We start from the raw sequence: 19,323 nt of genomic DNA, 5'->3' as shown, positions 1-19,323 counted from the left end.
CACACATCCATTCGGATGTCTTCGGATATTGCCAGTTCAAGGGTGGATGAAGCGAGGACCACCATTCCTATCCTGACGGAAAAGAAGACGTTGATCGGTATTGGTGAACCGGTCGGGACGGTCTATCCCGTCGCAGCATTTGAATCCGAGCCTGAAGTCGCTCTGGCGTCGCGACAGGCGCTTTTGCAGATTGGTGTGACCTATGTGGCTCAGCAGCTGATAGAAGACACCAAACCCCGGACCCATTGGGCGGAGGGTCTGCTTGAAACGACATTGCAGGTGCTGTCGATCGAATTTCTTGTGGTGACGGCACAATGCATGATCCGTTTCGACGGTCGCATGGGCAAGTTCAACGCCCCGACCGCCTCGGAATGGACTGTGTGCAACGGGAGATTGTTTCTGCGCGACAGTCAAAACAGACCGGTTCTGGAAGAGGCGGTTCGTGTCGCGACCGGTGCGACGAAGCGAACCTCGATCATTCCGATCCTGGCCGATACGGGTGTTGCGAAACTGGTTGTCGTCACGCCGATCGCGGGGTCCGAGCCGCCGCTGGTGTTGATCCTGTGCGAGGGGCGGCAGGTCGATCACTTCAACCTGCGCGAACAGTTCTTCAGCGCCTATCGTCTGACCCGATCCGAGAGGCTGACCGCCCACGAAATCCTGAGCGGTAAATCTGTATCGGAAACCGCCGAGGCGATGAACCTTTCTCTGGCAACGGTGCGCAGTTACATGAAGCAGGTCTTCTCGAAAACGGGGGTCCACCGGCAGGGTGAACTCATATCGCTCTATTTCATGTCGATCCTGCCGATCTCATCCAATCTTGACTTGGCTGCGACACTTGATACCGGCAAAAACATGTCGGTTCAGGCGCAGCACCCGATTTGATTTCATAAAAACCTGGCTGAAAAGACAATCACTAGATTTCCATATGGTTTCAGGCTGGCACTTGCGTGACCGGTTCTGAAAGCATGGCACCGCCCCCGTTTTCAGGGGCGGTGCCATCTGACTGAGCGTGAATGTCGTACCGTCAAGCGTGTCGTTGTCAGATAAAACAAGCGCCCCGTTGCGGGGGCGCTTGTCCGTTTCACCAGTGATCAAGAATACGGTCAGGCTAGGTCAATGCCTTCTGACAGCAGGTTGATATACAGGTCGCCGCCCGAGATCGAGACGTTGGCGTCTCTTTCAGTGAACAGATCAGCGATCTGCAGTTCGGTCGTCGAGATGGACGTATCGCCGATCGGGCTTTCGGACAGATCGACCTGGCAGTCATTCACCCAGACATAGGGCTCATCACAGTAGACCATGGCCTGATCAGCTTCGTTGTCAGGCAGGGTGACGCATTTGTCTTCGAAGAAGATGATGCCCTTGCCGTCTCCGTCAGTCCCTTCCTTCGTCAGATAATCGATCAGTTTGGTTTCATCGAAGAAGGGGTCGGTTGGATCGATGCCCTCAAGTTCAGACACCAGCCCCTTGATCAGGACGTCACCACCCAGAGAAGACGAGACACGGACGTCGTCGCCTTCGATCGTTGCAGACAGCGTGCCTTCGAAGTCGGTGTGGAAGACGATCCGGTCTTCCTGATCGCCATCAAAGTCGGTGATGACGTTGCTGCCGATATTGGTGTTGGCATAGTCGCCTTCATCGTCGCAATCGCCGTCGCCATTGGCATCGACGCCATGACCGAAGACGAAATCGTCACCATCGGCCCCGCCAGTCAGCGTGTCATTGCCCTCGTCGGCAATCAGGCAATCGCCATCCTTGCCGCCATAGAGCATGTCGTTGCCTTCGCCGCCGAGCAGAGTGTCACTTCCACCGCCAGCCTGGCCCCTGTCGCCGTGAAGGACATCGTTCCCATCATTGCCATAGAGAAAGTCGTCACCCTTTCCGCCATCGAGAATGTCGTTGCCGTCACCGCCATCGAGCGTGTCGGCACCGTTGTTGCCCCAGAGCCGGTCTTTGCCGTCGCCGCCGTCAAGATAATCGTCGCCGTTGCCGCCGCGGATCTTGTCGTTGCCGGCGTCGCCCTGGATCACGTCATTGCCGGAGTTGCCCCAAAGGCGGTCGTTGCCGTCGTTGCCGTGAATGTCGTCGTCACCCCTTCCGCCTTTGACGATGTCATTGCCGTCATTGCCGGCAAGGGTATCGTTGCCATCGTCGCCGTGAATCTTGTCGTTACCTGCATCGCCGGTAACCACGTCGTCATCTTCGCCGCCATAGATCGTGTCGTCACCGTTGCCGCCGGAGATCGAATCACTGGCTTCTCCGAGGGCCGGTGAGCGGTCCGCGTTGTCGCCATAGATCAGATCATTGCCGTCGCCGCCGGAGAGGCAGTCGGCGTTGTCGTTGCCTTCCATGACGTCATTGCCGGCGCCGCCGAACAGGTAGTCGTCGTCGCCGCCACCCTGAAGGTTGTCGTTGCCCCAGCCGCCAATCAGAACGTCTTCGCCACGCTGGCCGAGCAAGGCATCATCGCCGTCTCCGCCAAGCAGGGTATCGTTGCCGTCATAGCCACGCAGAGTGTCTTCGCCCGACCCGCCAAAGGCCAGATCGTTGCCGGTCCCGCCGTTGATATAGTCGTCACCGGCATTGCCCGCGAGCACGTCATCCCCCGCTCCGCCGTACATGGTGTCGTTACCAGTGCCACCCGACATCCTGTCGTTGCCAGCGCCGCCGTCCATGCTGTCGTCACCACTTTGGCCCGCCATGCAATCGTCGCCCGCGCCGCCTTCCATCGTGTCGTTGCCGGATCCGCCGAGCATCGCGTCATTGCCGGTGCCGCCGTTCATCCAGTCATTGCCGGATCCGCCGATCATGACGTCGTCGCCATTGCCGCCGTCCAGCTTGTCATCGCCGCCGCCGCCAGCCATTACATCGTCGCCATCGTCGCCGGACAGTTCGTCATTTCCCTGTGGGCCGCTCAATTCATCGCCCAGCAGCGCGTCATTGCCGTTGCCGCCGAAGAGATAATCGTTGCCGGCATCGCCACGCAGGAAGTCGTCGCCGTTGTTGCCTTCGATCGCGTTGTCGTTCGCGTTGCCCGCAATGTGATCGTCGCCGCCAAGCCCTTGGCCTCTGTTGACTCCGGGGATATCTTTGAAATCCCCGTTATCGGAATTGGGTGTTCCGCCAAGCCAAGGTGCGCCACCAATCAACGCCCATGCTTCGGCTCTGGTTTTCATGCTACCCATTTCTAAATACCCCTCATAAACTTTGTTTAATCAGTCCGCTTGCCCTTGAAATTTGGCATGGCGGCTTTGCGACAAATGCAAGGTGAGAATGCACCCCGCGTGTCTACTTCAGCCGTTAACTTCTCTTAAAAATACCCTCATTTGGGGGTAGGACGGCTTAAATCTCGCGATTCTTTGATGTTACCGCCGCAGTTTGATCTGGCATTGGCTCGGTCGCCTTAAACGTGCGAAATATAGCCGATAGATCGCGGGCACGTCCGATCAAGACCAAAGATGGCCCTGGATCGGAAGACGCACAGCAATCAAAAGTGAAGTCGGTTTTCGCCGGGATTGGCAGTTGCGGCGGCCTCAGCCGTCGTCGCGCATTGCGGTTCTGAAATACCGGGTCAGCGGTTGGGTCAAATAGGCCATCGGCGTATGTTTACCCGTCTTGAGAAATGTATCGGCAGGCATGCCGGGAATGAGAATCTGACCTTTGGCCAGCTTGTCGATCTCGGATGCGGGCAGCATGATTTCCGCACGGTAATACGACCGCCCCGAGCTTGCGTCGACGAAGGCGTCAGGCGAAACCCGCTGCACCTTGCCGAAAAGATCGGGTGTGTCGCGCATGTCGAAGGCGCTGAACCGCAGGACAACTTCCTGACCCACAAATATATCACCCACGTTTATCGGTTCGACCTGCGCCTCGATCAAAAGTGCGCGGTCCTGTGGCACGATATACATCAGCGCGTCGGCCGGGCGGATCACGGAACGCGGGCCGAACAACTGCAGATCATAGAGGACCCCGGATACCGGCGCGCGGATGTCCATCCGGTCAAGCTGAATCAAGAGATTGCGGCGGCGTTCGGCGGCTTCCATTTCGCTGAACTGGAGATCGCGCAGGATGGAGATGGCGTCTTCGCGACGCTTGGTGAACAGACGCAACTCCTGAATTGTCAGCTCGGAAACACGTTCTTCAACCTGGGCACGACGCGCGGACAACTCTCCCATGGAGCCGTCCAGCCGTGCGCTTTCGCGTTGCAATGCGATGAGGCGGGATTTTTGGGCCAGCCCCTTTGCCAGCAGACTCTCCTGAGTCTCGGTTTCCATGTCGATCAATTCGACCTGCCGCTTCATGGCCGAAGCCTGAGCGTCGATCCCGACGATCTGGTTCTGAAGCTGCTGCGCCTGATTGTGCAGCTGGCTGATTTCTTTTTCTATGCTTTCAAGACGCGCTTCGAACAGCCGTGTCTGGCCCTCGACCTGCACAGCAACATTGGGGTGGTGTTCGGCCTGGGCCAGCAACTCCGGGTCGAAGGTGATGGTCTCGGCGTCGCTGCGCTCGGCCTCCAGACGACCGCGCCGGGCCATCAGTTCGAAAAGTTCGCCCTCGACAATGGTCAGTTCCGATTGGGTGACGGTCGGGTCGAGTTTCACCAGCAGTTGATTCTCAGTGACTGTGTCGCCTTCCTGCACGTAGATTTTTTCGACCACTCCGCCGATCGGATGTTGGATCGCCTGACGGTTGAGTTCCAGAATGATCCGCCCCGGTGCGACCACGGCGCCATCGATCTGTGCTGTCATGGCCCAGGTGGAAAAACCGCCCAGCAACAGGATGATCGTGCCGAAGCCGACCAGCATCGGGATAAACGACGATGCAACTTTGGGGGAGTAGTCAGAGGACATCAGGCGACCCCCCCTATGGACTTCGTTTTGCGGATCACCTGCACATTGGACAACATTTCCGACATGACCTGATCGCGCGGTCCCCATGCCTTGCGCATACCGTCCTCAAGCACCAGCAGCTTGTCGCATTCCTTGATCGCCGCGGGACGGTGCGCCATGATCAGCACGGCATTGCCCGCCTCCTTCATCGCGGTGACGGCGTGGTTCAGCGCGATGGTTCCTTCGTTGTCCAGACTGGAATTTGGCTCGTCCAGCACCAACAGGACGGGATCGCCGTAGAGGGCGCGCGCCAGTCCGATCCGCTGAATTTGCCCGCCCGACAGTTGGGTGCCGATGGTATGCACCGGGGTGTTATACCCACGGGGCAACCGCATGATCATTTCATGGGCTGCCGCCCGCTGCGCCGCCTCAACAACACGGGCGGACTCGAACTCGCCCGACAGGCGTGCGATATTCTCGGCGATGGTGCCCTCAAACAGACTGACGCGCTGGGGCAAATAGCCGATATATCCCGCCAGCTTTTCAGGATGATACTGATCCAGTTGTGCGCCGTTCAGACGGATCTTGCCACCCGCCAGCGGCCAGATGCCGGTCAGGCTGCGGGCCAAAGTCGATTTGCCCGAACCGCTCGGCCCGATCACGCCCACGGCCTCGCCGGGGAGGATTGAAAAACTCACCAACCGCAGGGTTGCCTGTGTGCCCTTGGGCGGAATGACCGTGATCTGCTGGACTTCCAGCCTTGCCTGTGGACGCGGCAATTCGAGTGGCTTGGGGTCTTCGCGCACCTCGGACAGCAGGGTGACCAGATCGTCCCATCCCCGCTTGGCCCGCTGCACAGTGGTCCATTGGTTGACCACCATTTCGACAGGGGCCAAGGCGCGCGACAACAGAATAGAGGCGGCGATCATGACGCCCGGCGTCAATTCGCCGCGCAAAACCAGATAGGCGCCAAGGCCCAGCATGGCGGATTGCAGAAACTGCCGGAAGGTCTTGGAGACGGCGGAAAAGCTGCCCCCCATATCGGCGGCGCGCGTCGATTGATGGGCCGCGCTTTGCCGTGTCTTCGACCATTTCTCGAAGGCGTGCGTCTGCATTCCCAGGCTGCGGATCGTTTCAGCCTCGTTCTGGAGCTGGTCTGAATAGCGTTCGGACTTATAGCCCGCAGTCGCCGCCTTGACCGAAGAGGTCTTGGTGAACACCTGATTGAGGACCGCCGAGAGGATCAGCACGCCGCCGCCAAAGATGGCCAATCCGCCCAGCCAAGGGTGAAACAGGATCATCCCGAACAGGAAGATTGGCGCCCAGGGGGCATCGAACAGCGCCGAAAACACAGAAGAGGCATAGAACCGCTGGAGCGCGTCCAAATCGCGCAACTGGTGGCCCATGGTCGAGTTGTCGTCGGGTTGTGGATCGGTCGAAGCCTTCTTGATCATTGCCTCGAACACGCGACGTTCCAACCGGGCCTGAAATCCGGCCCCCATCCGCGTCAGCAGCCGCCCCCGGGCCCAGTCTACAATGCCCATGATGAGATAAAGAAAGGCGACGACGGCAAACAACGCAACAAGCGTTGATTCGGATCGCGCCCCAAGCACCCGATCATAGGTCTGCAGCATGAACAGCGGTCCTGTCAGCATGAGAAGATTGACAAATATGCTGAAAAAGCCTGCGGCCCAGAATAGTGAACGCATCTCTCTGCGGGCCGCGCGTAACTCGGAAAGCCCCAGGATCTTAGTGTCAGACATAGCTACACCGCCAGATTCAATAAACAAAACTTCGAGTTTTAAACGATTCTTCAAATATAATGTCTCTGAGGGTAATCTTATATTTTCGCTCCGTCAGCAAAAATCCGCTGTCAGTCTCGCCGTACCGCAATTGCCCCAGATGTCAGCCGTGCAGCGATCCAGCCGCAGGATACAGTGTGATCGCGCCCGATCCGGCGTGTCGCGCAGGTGGATTTATCGGAAAGGTCGGTATCAAAGCGGTCGAAATGAAACGGTGGACGGTATTCAGCATGCCAGACGTCACAACCATGGGTTGTAATTCGGGATTCCCTTGTCCTGGTCCACTCGGTGCGGTTCGGCAGCGTCGATCAAATCGAAGGACGCGTAAAACTTTTGATTAAAGCGAAGGTTATATTCCCCCTACGGCCCTCTTGCGCAAATCGGATGGTATTCGCATTTCCGCTTTCGTTTTTGCGGGAATGCTCATCCCGCCAAACTACCACACTGGATTCATGCAGTGAATCCCAAGCAGCCTTTGCGCAACAAGACCTCAAATATCTCTCCGACGAAAAATCGGACGGCGACAACAACTTTCGGTGACACAACCACGAATGGAACGAACGAAGGGACCCTGCTCACGTAGGGTCCTTATTTTCTGCCGACGGCAAGGGCAAGAGGCATGGTGCGCGGCATGAAGGGGCATAGTCGGTACCCCCCAAACTCTAAAACGGTGCCATAGAATGACAGGTTTGACCCGAGCCCTTGAAGCTATTGCGGCGCTGCGCTCCCCCAAATAGCGGAGTTTTTCAAGTAATTTCTGGGGGATAGTGGCGGAGAGACAGGGATTCGAACCCTGGGAACGCTTGCACGCTCAACGGTTTTCGAGACCGCCCCGTTCGACCACTCCGGCATCTCTCCGCGATCGACGTTCGATGCTCTAATCCGGCTCGCCGCCGTCTGCAACCGGTTTGTCATGCGATTTTGCGGGATAATTGCATGAACGTGACATCGCGACCCTTGGCAGCACAGCAGCTGCGCCATAGGTTTGCACTGCGCCCGACAACTGTCCGCACGCGGCGTATGTTCCTACCGACCGGAGGTCTCCTTGCGCCGCTTCTTTCTTGCCTTTGCCGTCGCTGCATCCGCAGCCATCCCCGCTGCGGCCGATACGCGTGGGGATGTTCGTCTTCTCTATGATGCGCTCGAAATGTCCGAGGTCATCGGAATCATGCAGGACGAGGGGCGGGACTATGGGAGCGAGCTGCGGGACGAGTTGTTTCCCGGACGCGGCGGACCGGCCTGGACGCAGGTTGTCGACAGGCTGTACGACGCCGCAGCCATGGACGATCTGGTTCTGGCCGAATTCGAGCGGCAGATGCAGGGCGTCGCGCTGGAACCGCTGATCGCATTTTTCACCTCGCAGGACGGCGAACGGATCGTTCGGCTGGAGCTGGAAGCCCGTCGTGCGATGATGGACGATGCGATCGAAGAGGCGGCGAAGGACCGGGTGAAACAGATGCGCAATGACGATGCGCCGCGGCTCGATCTGCTTGACCGGTTCATCGAGGCGAACGAACTGGTCGACTCGAACGTCGTGGGAGCGCTGAATTCGAACTATGCGTTTTACCTTGGTTTGATGGAGGGTGGGGCCTTCGGCAACGACGTGACCGAGGAATCGATCCTGACCGATGTCTGGAGCCAGGAGGCCGATATCAGGGCCGAAACCATCGATTGGGTCTGGTCCTATCTGTCGCTGGCCTATCAGCCGTTGGACGATGCCGAGATCGAAGAATACACGGCGATTTCGGCAAGCGACGGCGGGCGCGCGCTGAACCGTGCAATTTTCGGTGCCTTCGACGAGATGTATAAAACCATCTCGCGCGGGTTGGGGCAGGGGGCTGCGCAGTTCATTCTGGGCGAGGATCTGTAGCAGGGCGCGATGACGCCTTCTCCGGCGGAGTTTCGGGGGCGGCGGCGCAACTGGACTTTCTATGACGAGCTGATGTTGCTCGGGATGATCCGGCGGCTCGGTTTTCTCGTGCCGTCCCGGCGCCAAGGTGGCGGTCTGCGGGCTGTTGAAGGTTGATGGCGACGTTGTTCTGACACAGGTGGCTAGGGTGGTCCGCCATCGCTCGACGCTGATTCTGATTGCGCTGTAGGCGGACCGCCCCTGTGCAGTGATCGACAATGCCTGATCCTATCCGGACCCCTTGAACCGGATCGGAAGTCCTGCGGAATTCGTCGCAAATCTGTACGATCCGGGCCCGATGGCCCGTGCAGTGACGATTCGCGCGCGCTTTGGGCGGATCGACGACAATCCCGACAGGGCTGCCGAACGGTCGAAAGGTTTCTTGGAGTCCCGTCAGGCCGTCCTTGACGGGGCGGGGTTTTTGCCTCAGAGAGACCGTTGCACGGGGCCTTTCGGTCGCGTGTGCCTATTCATTGTCGCCCGTTGGGGCGCGCTGCCCGAGGCGGGACAATCCCGCAAACACCCGCAAGGGGGCCAAAGGGCGCGGAAATTGAAGGATTAGACTATGTTCGCGGTCATGAAGACTGGCGGCAAGCAATACAAGGTTCAGACCGGCGATGTGCTGCGTCTGGAGCGAATTGCGGCCGAAGCCGGTGAAACCATCCAGTTCAACGATATTCTGATGATCGACGCCACCGTCGGCAGCCCCCTGATCGAAGGTGCGGGCGTCCAGGCGCAAGTGATCGACCAGATCAAAGGCGAAAAACTGATCCATTTCGTCAAGCGTCGGCGTAAGCACGGATCGCAGCGCACCAAGGGACACCGTCAAAAACTGACGCTGGTCCGGATTGGCGATATTCTGGAAACAGGCGCTGATGAGACCGGCGTAAAGGCTGCGATCGGCACCGGTTCGTTGTCCGCTGCCGCGCTGGCCGCGATGACTCCGGCCAAGAACAAGCCGGCCAAGCCCGAGCAGGACCGCACCGCGAAACCGGCCAAGCCGAAGGCTGCCAAAGTCGCCAGACCACCCAAGGCCGATGTCGCCGAAGCCGCTGCTTCGACCGGCAGCAAGCCTGCAAACCTGTTGGATCAGGCGCGCGATGGTGGACCGGACGATCTCAAGAAGATCTCGGGTGTCGGACCGAAACTCGAAGAGACGCTGCACAAGAACGGTGTCTTCCACTTTGATCAGGTCGCCGCTTGGACTGCTGACGAAATCGCCTATATGGACGAACAGTTGTCGTTCAAGGGCCGTATCGAACGTGACGATTGGCTGACGCAAGCCGCCGCATTCGCCGCTGAAAAGGAGTAACCGAGCATGGCACATAAAAAAGCAGGCGGTTCATCCCGCAACGGCCGCGACAGTGCAGGCCGGCGCCTTGGCGTCAAGAAGTTCGGCGGCGAGGCCGTGATTCCGGGCAATATCATCGTGCGTCAGCGCGGCACCAAATGGTGGCCGGGCGAAGGCGTTGGTCTGGGCCGGGACCACACCATTTTCGCCACTTCCGAAGGTCGCGTGACGTTCCACAAAGGACTGAAACGCCGCACCTTTATTTCGGTCCTGCCGGTGGCAGAAGCCGCAGAATAGGCTGAAACCTCAGACCGTTTAACGGGGGATCGGCACATCGCCGGTCCCCCGTTTCGTTTCCGACACCCGGGTCCGGTGCCTTCCCCTGCTTGGTAAAGCCGGGGCAATCACGGGCGAAAGGGATCAAACCATGTTGGATGCCGCGAAATATCCGACCGTACTGAGGCCGGCGTTGCTTGCCGCACCGTCCCGATTGGTTTCGGCCGGTCCGAATCACCCGGTGTTCAGATGAGCGTTGCGGTGGGTTCGTTCCTGATCTTTGCAGCCAGTCAGGTTGGCACGCCCGGCCCGGCGAATATGGCGCTGATGGCGACCGGGGCGGCGCATGGTTTACGTGCGGCCCTGCCGTTTGTTGCCGGTGTCGTGCTGGGCAAGCAGTTGATCATCTGGCCCATCGGGTTTGGCCTTATGGCACTGGCGACGCGGTACCCCGGCGTATTCACAGCGCTGAAATACGCCAGCGCCGCCTATATTTGCTGGCTGGCCTGGCGGGTGGCGGGCATGCGGCTGGGCCCGAAAGTCGGAGCGCCGGATCCGCCCGGATTTGTCGAAGGTTTGATCGTCCATCCGCTGAACCCCAAGGCATGGGCGATGATCACCGGCGGATTCACAGCCTTTGTGACGCCGGGCACTGACACCTTGCAGGCCACGATAACAATCGCCATCTGTCTTATGATAGTCCAGATTGTATTTCATCCTGTCTGGACTCTGGGAGGAGATCTGATCGCGCGTTCTTTTGCGGGCACGCGGCAGGAAAGTTATTTGATGCGGACGCTGGCTGCTCTCACTGTAGCTAGTGTCATATTTGTGCTGTTCGGAGGAGGAACGTCATGAAAATGGAGACCATAGCGGATCAAACGGTGATCGATGCCGAAAGATTCATCCTGCGGCCGGTGCGCCGGTCCGATGTCGGGCTTCTGGCCATGCATATGTCGGATGAACGTGTGGCGCGGGGCACCCGGATGTTCCCGCACCCTCTGCCACCCGGTGCGACCGAAGCGTTCATCGCCCGCGCGGGCGATCCGATGCGCGTCGAAGATATCTGGGTGATGGATGGCAGTGCCTCTGGCCAACCCGAGGTTTTGGGCGTCATCGCGCTGGAACGGCTTGACCGCGACCAGTCGGAAATCAGCTATTGGGTGGCGCCTGCGTCCTGGAACACCGGGCTGGCGTCGGATGCCGTACGCGCATTGATCGCGGCCCGCCCGCAGGGGGCAAAAACCATCTTCGGATCGGTGTTTCAGGACAATCCCGCCTCGGCCCGGGTGCTGACCAATGCAGGTTTCGCCTATCTTGGGGACGCCGAAACCTATTCGGTTGCCCGGGGTGGCATGGTCCGCACCTGGACCTATTCGTTGAAGCTGGGCTGAGAGCAGTGAACGGCGTGCCGCACCATTTGCGCACGCCGCGCCTGTTATTGCGCCCGCTGGCGCCCGGGGATGCCGACGAAATCGTCACGGGCGTCGGCAACTATGAGGTGGCGAAATGGCTGGGGGTCGTGCCCTATCCCTATCGCATCACGGACGCCGAAGCTTTTCTGGCCAGCGATGCCGCCGCACCCGGGCAGACCTGGGCGATCTGCGATGACGCCGGGTTGCAGGGAATCATCAGCCACCGCGACCAGCTTGGCTATTGGCTGGCGCGGGCGGCCTGGGGGCGCGGATATCTGACCGAAGCCTGTGATGCAGTGACAGATGCGGTGTTCGCCGACCGGCGTCGGACAATCATTCATGCCGGCCACTTCAGCGGCAACGAAAGATCGTCCCGCGTGCTGATCAAACAGGGGTTCGTCTATACCGGCACGACCGGAGTCGAGGCACGAACTCTGGCGCAGACCATTACATCGCACAATATGGAACTGTCGCGCGAAACATGGGCTGCCCGGCGGGTATATCGATTGAAGACGCCACACCTGACCCTGCGCGAACTGCGCGATGGAGATCTTGCGCCCTTGATGCGGATCGCCGGTCAGGACGCGGTGGCGCGGATGCTGTTCAATATCCCGCTGCCTTGGCCCGAATCCGACGCGCGCCGTTGGCTGGATGCGTGGCGATACCGCGGACGTCTGGGGTTTCGGGTGGCGATCACCCGCTGGGGGCGGATGATCGGCGCCATCGGGATCGGGCACATACCGGGTCGGCCCACCGTCACCTGCATGTATTTCCTCGATCCTCGACATTGGGGGCGTGGGTATGCGAAAGAGGCGCTGGTGCATTTCCTGAACGATACCATGGCGCGATTTGACGTCCAGACTGTCTGGGCCGACCATTTCGATGACAATCCGGCCAGCGGCGGCGTCTTGCGTCATGCAGGTTTCGTTCAGACCCACACCGACACCGGCATTTCGGCCGCACGCGGGCGCGAACAGGGCATAATTGTCTATCGGCTGCAACGCGGTGATCTGCGCGAAATCTGACCGGCACTTGAGCCGCACCCGAAAACCCTTTATCGCGGCAGCACCAGCCGGAAAGCAATAGTCATGAAGTTCCTCGATCTCTGCAAGGTTCACATCCGCTCGGGCGGCGGCGGCGGCGGCGCAATCAGCTTTCGCCGCGAGAAATACATCGAATACGGCGGGCCCGATGGCGGCGACGGCGGCAAGGGCGGCGATGTGATCGTCGAGACGGTGGATGGGCTGAACACCCTGATCGATTTCCGCTATCAGCAGCATTTCTTTGCCAATTCCGGCCAGCATGGCATGGGGCGGCAGAAAACCGGCGCGACTGGAGACGACATCGTGCTGCGGGTCCCCGTGGGAACCGAGATTCTGGACGAAGATCAGGAAACCGTGATCGCCGACATGACCGAGCTGGGCCAGCGTGTGGTGCTGGCCCGGGGCGGCAATGGCGGCTGGGGCAACCTGCAATTCAAATCCTCGACCAATCAGGCGCCGCGCCGCGCGAACGCAGGCCAGGAGGGTGTGGAACGCACGCTGTGGCTGCGGCTGAAACTGATCGCCGATGCCGGACTTCTGGGGATGCCGAACGCGGGTAAATCGACTTTCCTCGCCGCCACTTCCAATGCGCGCCCGAAAATCGCGGATTATCCGTTCACAACCCTGGTGCCCAATCTTGGCGTCGTCGGCGTGGACGGGGCCGAATTCGTCATGGCCGATATTCCCGGCCTGATCGAAGGCGCACATGAGGGGCGCGGGCTGGGCACGCTGTTTCTCGGGCATGTGGAACGCTGTTCGATCCTGCTGCATCTGGTTGACGGCACTTCGGAAGACGTCGCCGCCGACTGGCAGACCATCGTCGACGAACTGGCGGCCTATGGTGGCGAACTGGCCAACAAGCCGTGTATCACCGCACTGAACAAGATCGATGCGTTGGACGATGACGAACGCGAGGCGGCCCGCACAGCGCTTGAAGCCGTTGCTGGCCCGGTGATGATGCTGTCGGGCGTCACTGGCGAAGGTCTGACCGAAGTGTTGCGCGCCGTGCGCAGCCAGATCACCAAAGACCGTCTGCGCACCCATGCCGAAGACGGCACCGGTGAAGCATGGCGTCCCTGATGACATCTGCGGCGGCTTCCAGAACGGCGGCCGTCTCCTTGGTCGCTGCCCGGCGGTTGGTGGTCAAGATCGGCTCGGCGCTTCTGGTCGACCGGGCAACGGGCGCGCTGCGCCGCGACTGGCTGCTGGCACTCGCACAGGATGTGGCTCTGGCCAAATCGCGGGGGACGGACGTGGTTCTTGTGTCCTCGGGGTCCATCGCCCTGGGGCGGGGCGTCCTTGGCCTTGGCTATGACGCACTGGCGCTGGAACAGGCGCAGGCGGCGGCTGCGGTCGGACAAATCCGACTGGCCCGCGCCTATGAGGAAGCGCTTGAGCCCTATGGGCTGATCACCGCGCAGATCCTGGTAACGCTGGAAGACACCATGGATCGGCGGCGTTACCTCAACACCCGCGCCACTTTGGAACAGCTTCTGGCGCTGGGTGTAGTGCCCATCGTCAACGAGAATGACACCGTGGCGACCGACGAGATCCGGTTTGGCGACAACGACCGGCTGGCGGCGCAGATCGCGGTGACGGTCGGGGCCGATCAATGCGTGCTGCTGTCGGATGTTGACGGATTGTACACCGCCGATCCACGCAGCGACCCCGGCGCGCATCGGTTTGACACCATCGATCACATTACCCCGGAAATCGAAGCGATGGCCGGTGACGCCGGATCTGGCCTGTCCAAGGGCGGGATGAAGACCAAGGTGATGGCGGCCCGGACCGCCACCGCAGGCGGCTGTGCCATGGCAATCACCGACGGCTTCGCGCTCTGCCCGCTGACGGCGCTTGAAAATGGTGCAAATGCCACATGGTTCATGCCCCAGGACGATCCGCAGGCGGCGCGCAAACGGTGGATCGGGGCGATGAAATCTCGCGGCGTGATCACGGTGGATTCGGGGGCCGCACAGGCGCTTGCCACCGGAAAATCGCTGTTGCCCGCCGGGGTTGCCGCGGTGTCCGGCAGTTTCGGACGGGGCGATCCGGTCACCCTGTCGGCGCCGGGAGGCAAGACGCTGGGGCAGGGGCTGACGCGCTATACAGCGGATGAGGCACGGGCGATCATGGGACACCACAGCCGCGATATCGAATCGGTTCTGGGTTATCCCGGACGCGCCGCGCTGATCCACCGGGATGATATGGCGCTGTGACATTGGCACGCTGTGACATTCGCGCCCGGTGACATTCACACTCTGTGACTTCGTGTTTCTTCTTTGTATAAATACTCAAAGCACACTCTGCCAAAGGCTCCGACCATGAAGGATTTCACCGACATTCCCGCTCTGATGGCCGACATCGGTCAGCGCGCCCGCGCTGCCAGCGCCACGTTGGCCTTTGCCCCGTCAGCGCAAAAGGCGCAGGCGCTGGATGCCGCCGCCGATGCGGTCTGGTCGGCGCGGGCCGAGATCATCGCCGCCAATGCCCTTGATCTGGATTTTGGCCGGGACAAGGGACTGTCGGAGGCGATGATGGACCGGCTGACCCTTGATGAAACCCGCATTCAGGGCATTGTCGACGGATTGCGCAGCATCGCGGCTCAGGACGATCCGGTGGGCGCAGTGACGGCGGAGTGGGACCGACCAAACGGGCTGCACATCCGCCGGGTCAGGACGCCGCTGGGCGTGATCGGGGTAATCTACGAATCGCGCCCCAACGTGACGGCGGATGCCGGGGCGCTGTGCCTGAAGGCCGGAAATGCGGTGATTCTGCGGGGCGGTTCGGAGAGTTTCCATTCCTCCCGGGCGATCCACGCCTGTCTGGTTCAGGGGCTGACCACCGCCGGTCTGCCACGTGACGCAATTCAGCTTGTGCCGACCCGTGACCGTGCAGCGGTGGACGAAATGCTGACGATGACACAGACGATTGACGTCATCGTGCCGCGCGGCGGCAAAGGGCTGGTCGGGCTGGTGCAGGAAAAGGCCCGCGTACCGGTTTTCGCCCATCTCGAAGGCATTGTTCACATCTATCTGGACAAGGACGCGGACCCGGAAACCGCGCTGCGCGTGGTGCTGAACGCCAAGACCCGCCGCACCGGGATCTGCGGTGCCGCTGAATGCCTGCTGATTCACCGCGACATTGCCGACACCATCGGTCAGGGCGTGATCAACGCGCTGCTGGATGCCGGGGTCGAGGTGCGGGCCGACGGGGTGCTTGCCGCGATCAAGGGCGTGACCCCTGCAGAGACTTCCGACTGGGGGCGCGAGTATCTGGACATGATTATCGCCGCCCGGGTGGTGGATGATATCGATGCCGCCATTGCCCATATCCGCGAATATGGCAGCAATCACACCGATTGTATCATCACCGAGGATGACGAAGCGGTCGCGCGATTCTTTCAGAGGCTCGATTCTGCGATCCTGATGCATAATGCATCAACCCAATTCGCGGACGGCGGCGAGTTCGGCATGGGGGCAGAAATTGGTATCGCCACGGGCAAGATGCACGCGCGGGGGCCGGTGGGGGCCGAGCAACTGACCAGTTTCAAATATCTCGTGACCGGCAACGGCGCGATCAGAAGCTGAGCGTGATGGCACCCCCGGTGATATCGCAATCGACCCGCACGCCCATCTCGGTGGCGGCGCGGTGGGCCAGCGGAAATTGCACCTCGGATGGGGTGATCTCTTCGGTTGCTGTCCCTTGCGAGATCAGAGGCCAGAGGTGGGGCAGTTCCTTGATCCGATCTGCCGTGCCCTTCAGCTGCCAGCGATCGCCGATTTTCGAGACGGTGATCGTGCCGCCCCAGGGCAACGCGCTTTCCATACATTGGATCAGCAGGAACGCCAGCTTGGCTTCGCTCCGCAACGCGCTGTCGGACACCTGCCAATCGATCCGCACCCGCAGCGAGGACAGGGGCCCAAGGATCGAGAGGAGCTCACTGCGCCGGATCTCTTGCGTGGGACCGGCGGCGCCAAAAGCGACGCGGAAAAACCGGATGCGTGCATTGGCATTTTCAACGCTTTCGGAAATCAATGCCATTTCCGGGGTTTGCTTCAGACCGGACATCGCCAAAAGCTCTATCCCGTTGCCAATCGCACCCAGCGGGCTGATCAGGTCATGGCAAATCCGCGACCCGAGAAGGGCGATGAGGTCGAGTGATGGATCGGTCAGGTCACGCATGGCGTCTTTCATCTTGGTATTGGGCGCGCGGCGATGAGAGGGATGAACTCGATCTTGTCGCCCGGCATGTTGGTGCGCCACCCCGATCGCCCCGATTGGGGTCTGGGGCAGGTCCAGTCCAACATTGGCGGGATGATCACGGTGATGTTTCCCCATGCCGGGAAAACCGTGATCAATGGCGCCAATATCGAACTCGTGCCGGTTTTCGATCCCTGATCTTGCTGCAAAGGCCTCTGAATTCGTTAATACATAGTTATGTCGGAAACTGTTAAAATTTTGTCAACGAAACTGATTAGGTTTAAGGCGACCAAGGGATGACCCGCCCGATGCCGCGCCCCGCGCCCCGGTTTACCTGCCGACTGGCAGAAACCGCCGATGATCTGGTTGCGGCTCAACGTCTGCGATATTCGGTATTCGTGCGCGAATTGGGCGCCGGGGGACCCTTGGTCGATCATGTTACAAAGCGTGAGGCCGACCGGTTCGATCCGTTCTGCGATCACCTTTTGCTGTTCGACGATCTGCGTCCAGAGGACGACCGGGTCGTCGGTGTCTATCGCCTGCTGCGCGAGGACGGCGCCCGGGACGCCGGAGGGTTTTATTCCGAAGGCGAATACGATCTTGCGCCGCTGTTTGAGGGGCGACGGCGGTTGCTGGAACTTGGGCGGTCCTGCCTCCACCGCGACTATCGCGGCGGTATGGCAATGATGCATCTGTGGGCAGCCCTGTCCGATTACGTGCAGGACCATGGAATCGAAGTGCTTTTTGGCACCGCGTCGTTTCACGGCACCGATACGGCGGCGCTGGCTGCGCCCTTGTCGGTGTTGCATCACCGGCATCTGGCGCCTGAGCCGTTGCGGGTGCGGGCACGTCCGCCCAACGGAATCGCGATGGATGTGATCACTGAAGCCGCCATCGACCGGGCGGCAGCGATGCGGGCGGTTCCGGCGCTGATCAAGGCATATCTGCGGCTGGGCGGGTTTGTGGGTCTGGGGGCTTGGGTCGATCTTGCGTTCAACACAACGGATGTGTGCCTTGTGCTGGACACTGCAAACATGAACCTGCGGCAGCGGGATCTTTATACGCGGGACCGGCCATGAGTCCGACGTGGGACTCAGATTCCCCGCCAGAGCCGCTGCGTCTTGGCGTGGTGGGCTGGGCGCTGGTTGGGCTGCGCGGCGTGATGTTGGGCGCGGTGGTGTTTGGCGGGCTGGCGATATTGTTGCTGGCGCGGCTGGTCGAAAGACCGTTGTCCGGCGACGCGCGGCCGGTGACACCCTGGATCACGCGAGGGGTGTGCCGGGTTTCGTTTGTGATCCTCGGGATCCGGTACCGTGTTCATGGCCGACCGATGCAGGGGCGCGGCGCTGTGGTCGCGAACCATTCATCCTGGCTGGATATATTTGCGCTGAACGCCGCTGACCGGGTGTATTTCGTGTCGAAATCCGAGGTGGCCGGATGGCCGGCCATCGGCTGGCTGGCGCGGGCGACCGGCACCCTGTTCATCCGCCGCGATCCGCGCGAGGCGGCAAAACACCGCGACAGATTGGCCGCGCGCCTGTTGCAGGGGCACAGGATGCTGTTCTTTCCTGAAGGCACCTCGACCGATGGAAAAAGGGTTTTGCCTTTTAAATCAACACTTTTCGGATCGTTTTTTGCGGATGATCTGCGGGACGTCCTGCAGATTCAGCCGGTGACGGTGATCTATGCTGCACCCGCTGGGCAGGAACCGCGATTCTATGGCTGGTGGGGCGATATGGACTTTGGGACACATCTGTTGAAAATCCTTGGCGCTGTGCGTCAAGGGAGGGTCGATGTGATGTTCCACCCGCCCGTCCCGGTCTCAGGTTTTGCCAACCGCAAAACCATCGCCGGGCATTTGGGCGGTGTGGTGGCAATGGCATTGATCGACGTTGAACCAAAGGCTTAGGCGATGTTCTTCATCAACTCTTGCAACTTGCCCAACGGATCTTCGGCCTGCCAGATCTCTTCGCCGATACCGAAGAAATCGGTAACCGGCGCGAGCGCAGCAATAAGTTCGCCGTGCAAACCGCCCTCGGCAACGACCGGCACTTCGATCATGTCCGACCACCATTCGAAAAGATCGTGGCCGGCGATACTGCCATCGCCCAATTCGCCCGCGACGGGGCCAAAGCTGACGTAATCCGCGCCGGATTCGCCCGCTGCCATTCCGTCATGGCGCGAAGCACCGCAGAACGCGCCGACGATGGCATCGGCACCCAGATCCTTGCGGACCTTGCGCACCGAACGGGTGCCTTCAACCAGATGCACCCCATCCAGTCCAAGCCGCTCGACCAGCAGCACATGGTCCTGCACCACCAACGCCACATCGCGGGCATGGGTGACCTCGCGCAGCGCGTCGGCGGCGCGGGCGATCCGGTCTTCGTCACGGGTGGCAAGGTGCAGGCGCACACAGGCCACCTCGACCGAATCGAGCAGCCGCGACAGCGTGTCGGGGAACTGTGAAAGGTCGGGATCGGGCGGTGTGATCAGGTAAAGCTGCGGGCGGTCGGCATCGGCCATCGGGATGTCCTTTGGAAGCGTTCGCGCCCCTATAG

The 19,323-nt window shown here is 60.6% G+C and carries 18 protein-coding genes and 1 tRNA gene; 13 read left to right on the top strand and 6 right to left on the bottom strand.

What is annotated here, in order from left to right; translation table 11 throughout:
* Window positions 1–90 precede the first annotated feature (90 nt).
* Window positions 91–885, top strand: coding sequence for a helix-turn-helix transcriptional regulator (locus FQ320_RS06915; RefSeq protein ID WP_187393800.1), 795 nt, complete (start codon window positions 91–93; stop codon window positions 883–885).
* Window positions 886–1,106: 221 nt separating this feature from the next.
* On the opposite strand, the gene FQ320_RS06910 is transcribed toward FQ320_RS06915, so the two are convergent.
* The 4 genes from FQ320_RS06910 to FQ320_RS06895 all read right to left on the bottom strand — a co-directional run bounded on the left by FQ320_RS06910 (window position 1,107) and on the right by FQ320_RS06895 (window position 7,492).
* Window positions 1,107–3,179 (bottom strand): calcium-binding protein, encoded by a 2,073-nt coding sequence (locus tag FQ320_RS06910; protein ID WP_187393799.1) that lies wholly within the window; start codon window positions 3,177–3,179, stop codon window positions 1,107–1,109.
* 357 nt (window positions 3,180–3,536) lie between these two features.
* On the bottom strand, window positions 3,537–4,853 hold the full coding sequence (locus FQ320_RS06905) for an HlyD family type I secretion periplasmic adaptor subunit (protein ID WP_148470976.1): 1,317 nt from the start codon (window positions 4,851–4,853) through the stop codon (window positions 3,537–3,539).
* Window positions 4,853–6,541 carry a type I secretion system permease/ATPase gene (locus FQ320_RS06900; RefSeq protein ID WP_370513038.1) on the bottom strand — a complete coding sequence of 563 codons (1,689 nt, stop codon included), beginning with the start codon at window positions 6,539–6,541 and terminating at the stop codon, window positions 4,853–4,855. The genes FQ320_RS06905 and FQ320_RS06900 overlap by 1 nt, the downstream gene beginning before the upstream one ends.
* An 861-nt stretch (window positions 6,542–7,402) precedes the next feature.
* A tRNA-Ser gene (locus tag FQ320_RS06895) sits at window positions 7,403–7,492 on the bottom strand.
* 187 nt (window positions 7,493–7,679) lie between these two features.
* Between FQ320_RS06895 and FQ320_RS06890 the strand changes: the two genes are divergently transcribed.
* The 9 genes from FQ320_RS06890 (at window position 7,680) to FQ320_RS06850 (ending at window position 16,152) form a co-directional block, all read left to right on the top strand.
* Entirely contained in the window at window positions 7,680–8,504 is an 825-nt protein-coding gene (locus tag FQ320_RS06890; protein ID WP_148470974.1) for a DUF2059 domain-containing protein, read from the top strand.
* Between the two features lie 604 nt (window positions 8,505–9,108).
* Window positions 9,109–9,855 carry a 50S ribosomal protein L21 gene (locus tag FQ320_RS06885; RefSeq protein WP_148470973.1) on the top strand — a complete coding sequence of 249 codons (747 nt, stop codon included), beginning with the start codon at window positions 9,109–9,111 and terminating at the stop codon, window positions 9,853–9,855.
* Between the two features lie 6 nt (window positions 9,856–9,861).
* Window positions 9,862–10,131: a 50S ribosomal protein L27 gene (gene rpmA / locus FQ320_RS06880; RefSeq protein WP_148470972.1), complete on the top strand. Its 270-nt coding sequence runs from the start codon at window positions 9,862–9,864 to the stop codon at window positions 10,129–10,131.
* Window positions 10,132–10,359: 228 nt separating this feature from the next.
* On the top strand, window positions 10,360–10,965 hold the full coding sequence (locus FQ320_RS06875) for a LysE family translocator (protein WP_148470971.1): 606 nt from the start codon (window positions 10,360–10,362) through the stop codon (window positions 10,963–10,965).
* Window positions 10,962–11,501 carry a GNAT family N-acetyltransferase gene (locus FQ320_RS06870; protein ID WP_148470970.1) on the top strand — a complete coding sequence of 180 codons (540 nt, stop codon included), beginning with the start codon at window positions 10,962–10,964 and terminating at the stop codon, window positions 11,499–11,501. The genes FQ320_RS06875 and FQ320_RS06870 overlap by 4 nt, the downstream gene beginning before the upstream one ends.
* A gap of 14 nt (window positions 11,502–11,515) precedes the next feature.
* Window positions 11,516–12,547, top strand: coding sequence for a GNAT family N-acetyltransferase (locus FQ320_RS06865; protein ID WP_187393798.1), 1,032 nt, complete (start codon window positions 11,516–11,518; stop codon window positions 12,545–12,547).
* Between the two features lie 63 nt (window positions 12,548–12,610).
* Window positions 12,611–13,645, top strand: a complete 1,035-nt coding sequence (gene obgE / locus FQ320_RS06860) for a GTPase ObgE (protein ID WP_148470968.1) — start codon at window positions 12,611–12,613, stop codon at window positions 13,643–13,645.
* Window positions 13,645–14,781, top strand: coding sequence for a glutamate 5-kinase (proB, locus tag FQ320_RS06855; protein ID WP_222861577.1), 1,137 nt, complete (start codon window positions 13,645–13,647; stop codon window positions 14,779–14,781). The genes obgE and proB overlap by 1 nt, the downstream gene beginning before the upstream one ends.
* A gap of 105 nt (window positions 14,782–14,886) precedes the next feature.
* Window positions 14,887–16,152 carry a glutamate-5-semialdehyde dehydrogenase gene (locus tag FQ320_RS06850; RefSeq protein WP_148470966.1) on the top strand — a complete coding sequence of 422 codons (1,266 nt, stop codon included), beginning with the start codon at window positions 14,887–14,889 and terminating at the stop codon, window positions 16,150–16,152.
* Here FQ320_RS06850 and FQ320_RS06845 read toward each other — a convergent pair.
* Window positions 16,142–16,747, bottom strand: a complete 606-nt coding sequence (locus FQ320_RS06845) for a histidine phosphotransferase family protein (protein WP_187393797.1) — start codon at window positions 16,745–16,747, stop codon at window positions 16,142–16,144. The genes FQ320_RS06850 and FQ320_RS06845 overlap by 11 nt on opposite strands.
* 33 nt (window positions 16,748–16,780) lie before the next feature.
* On the opposite strand from FQ320_RS06845, the gene FQ320_RS06840 reads away from it, so the two are divergent.
* The 3 genes from FQ320_RS06840 to FQ320_RS06830 all read left to right on the top strand — a co-directional run bounded on the left by FQ320_RS06840 (window position 16,781) and on the right by FQ320_RS06830 (window position 18,674).
* Entirely contained in the window at window positions 16,781–16,963 is a 183-nt protein-coding gene (locus FQ320_RS06840; protein WP_148470964.1) for a DUF3553 domain-containing protein, read from the top strand.
* Window positions 16,964–17,061: 98 nt separating this feature from the next.
* Window positions 17,062–17,844 (top strand): GNAT family N-acetyltransferase, encoded by a 783-nt coding sequence (locus FQ320_RS06835; RefSeq protein ID WP_255509396.1) that lies wholly within the window; start codon window positions 17,062–17,064, stop codon window positions 17,842–17,844.
* Entirely contained in the window at window positions 17,841–18,674 is an 834-nt protein-coding gene (locus FQ320_RS06830) for a 1-acyl-sn-glycerol-3-phosphate acyltransferase (protein ID WP_148470963.1), read from the top strand. The genes FQ320_RS06835 and FQ320_RS06830 overlap by 4 nt, the downstream gene beginning before the upstream one ends.
* On the opposite strand, the gene FQ320_RS06825 is transcribed toward FQ320_RS06830, so the two are convergent.
* Window positions 18,671–19,288 carry a thiamine phosphate synthase gene (locus tag FQ320_RS06825; RefSeq protein ID WP_148470962.1) on the bottom strand — a complete coding sequence of 206 codons (618 nt, stop codon included), beginning with the start codon at window positions 19,286–19,288 and terminating at the stop codon, window positions 18,671–18,673. The two genes, FQ320_RS06830 and FQ320_RS06825, sit on opposite strands and share 4 nt — an antisense overlap.
* Window positions 19,289–19,323 lie beyond the last annotated feature (35 nt).

It is taken from the genome of Oceaniovalibus sp. ACAM 378 (assembly GCF_008085915.1).
Taxonomy (GTDB): Bacteria; Pseudomonadota; Alphaproteobacteria; order Rhodobacterales; family Rhodobacteraceae; genus Oceaniglobus.
This window is presented reverse-complemented; position numbering and strand designations above follow the sequence as displayed.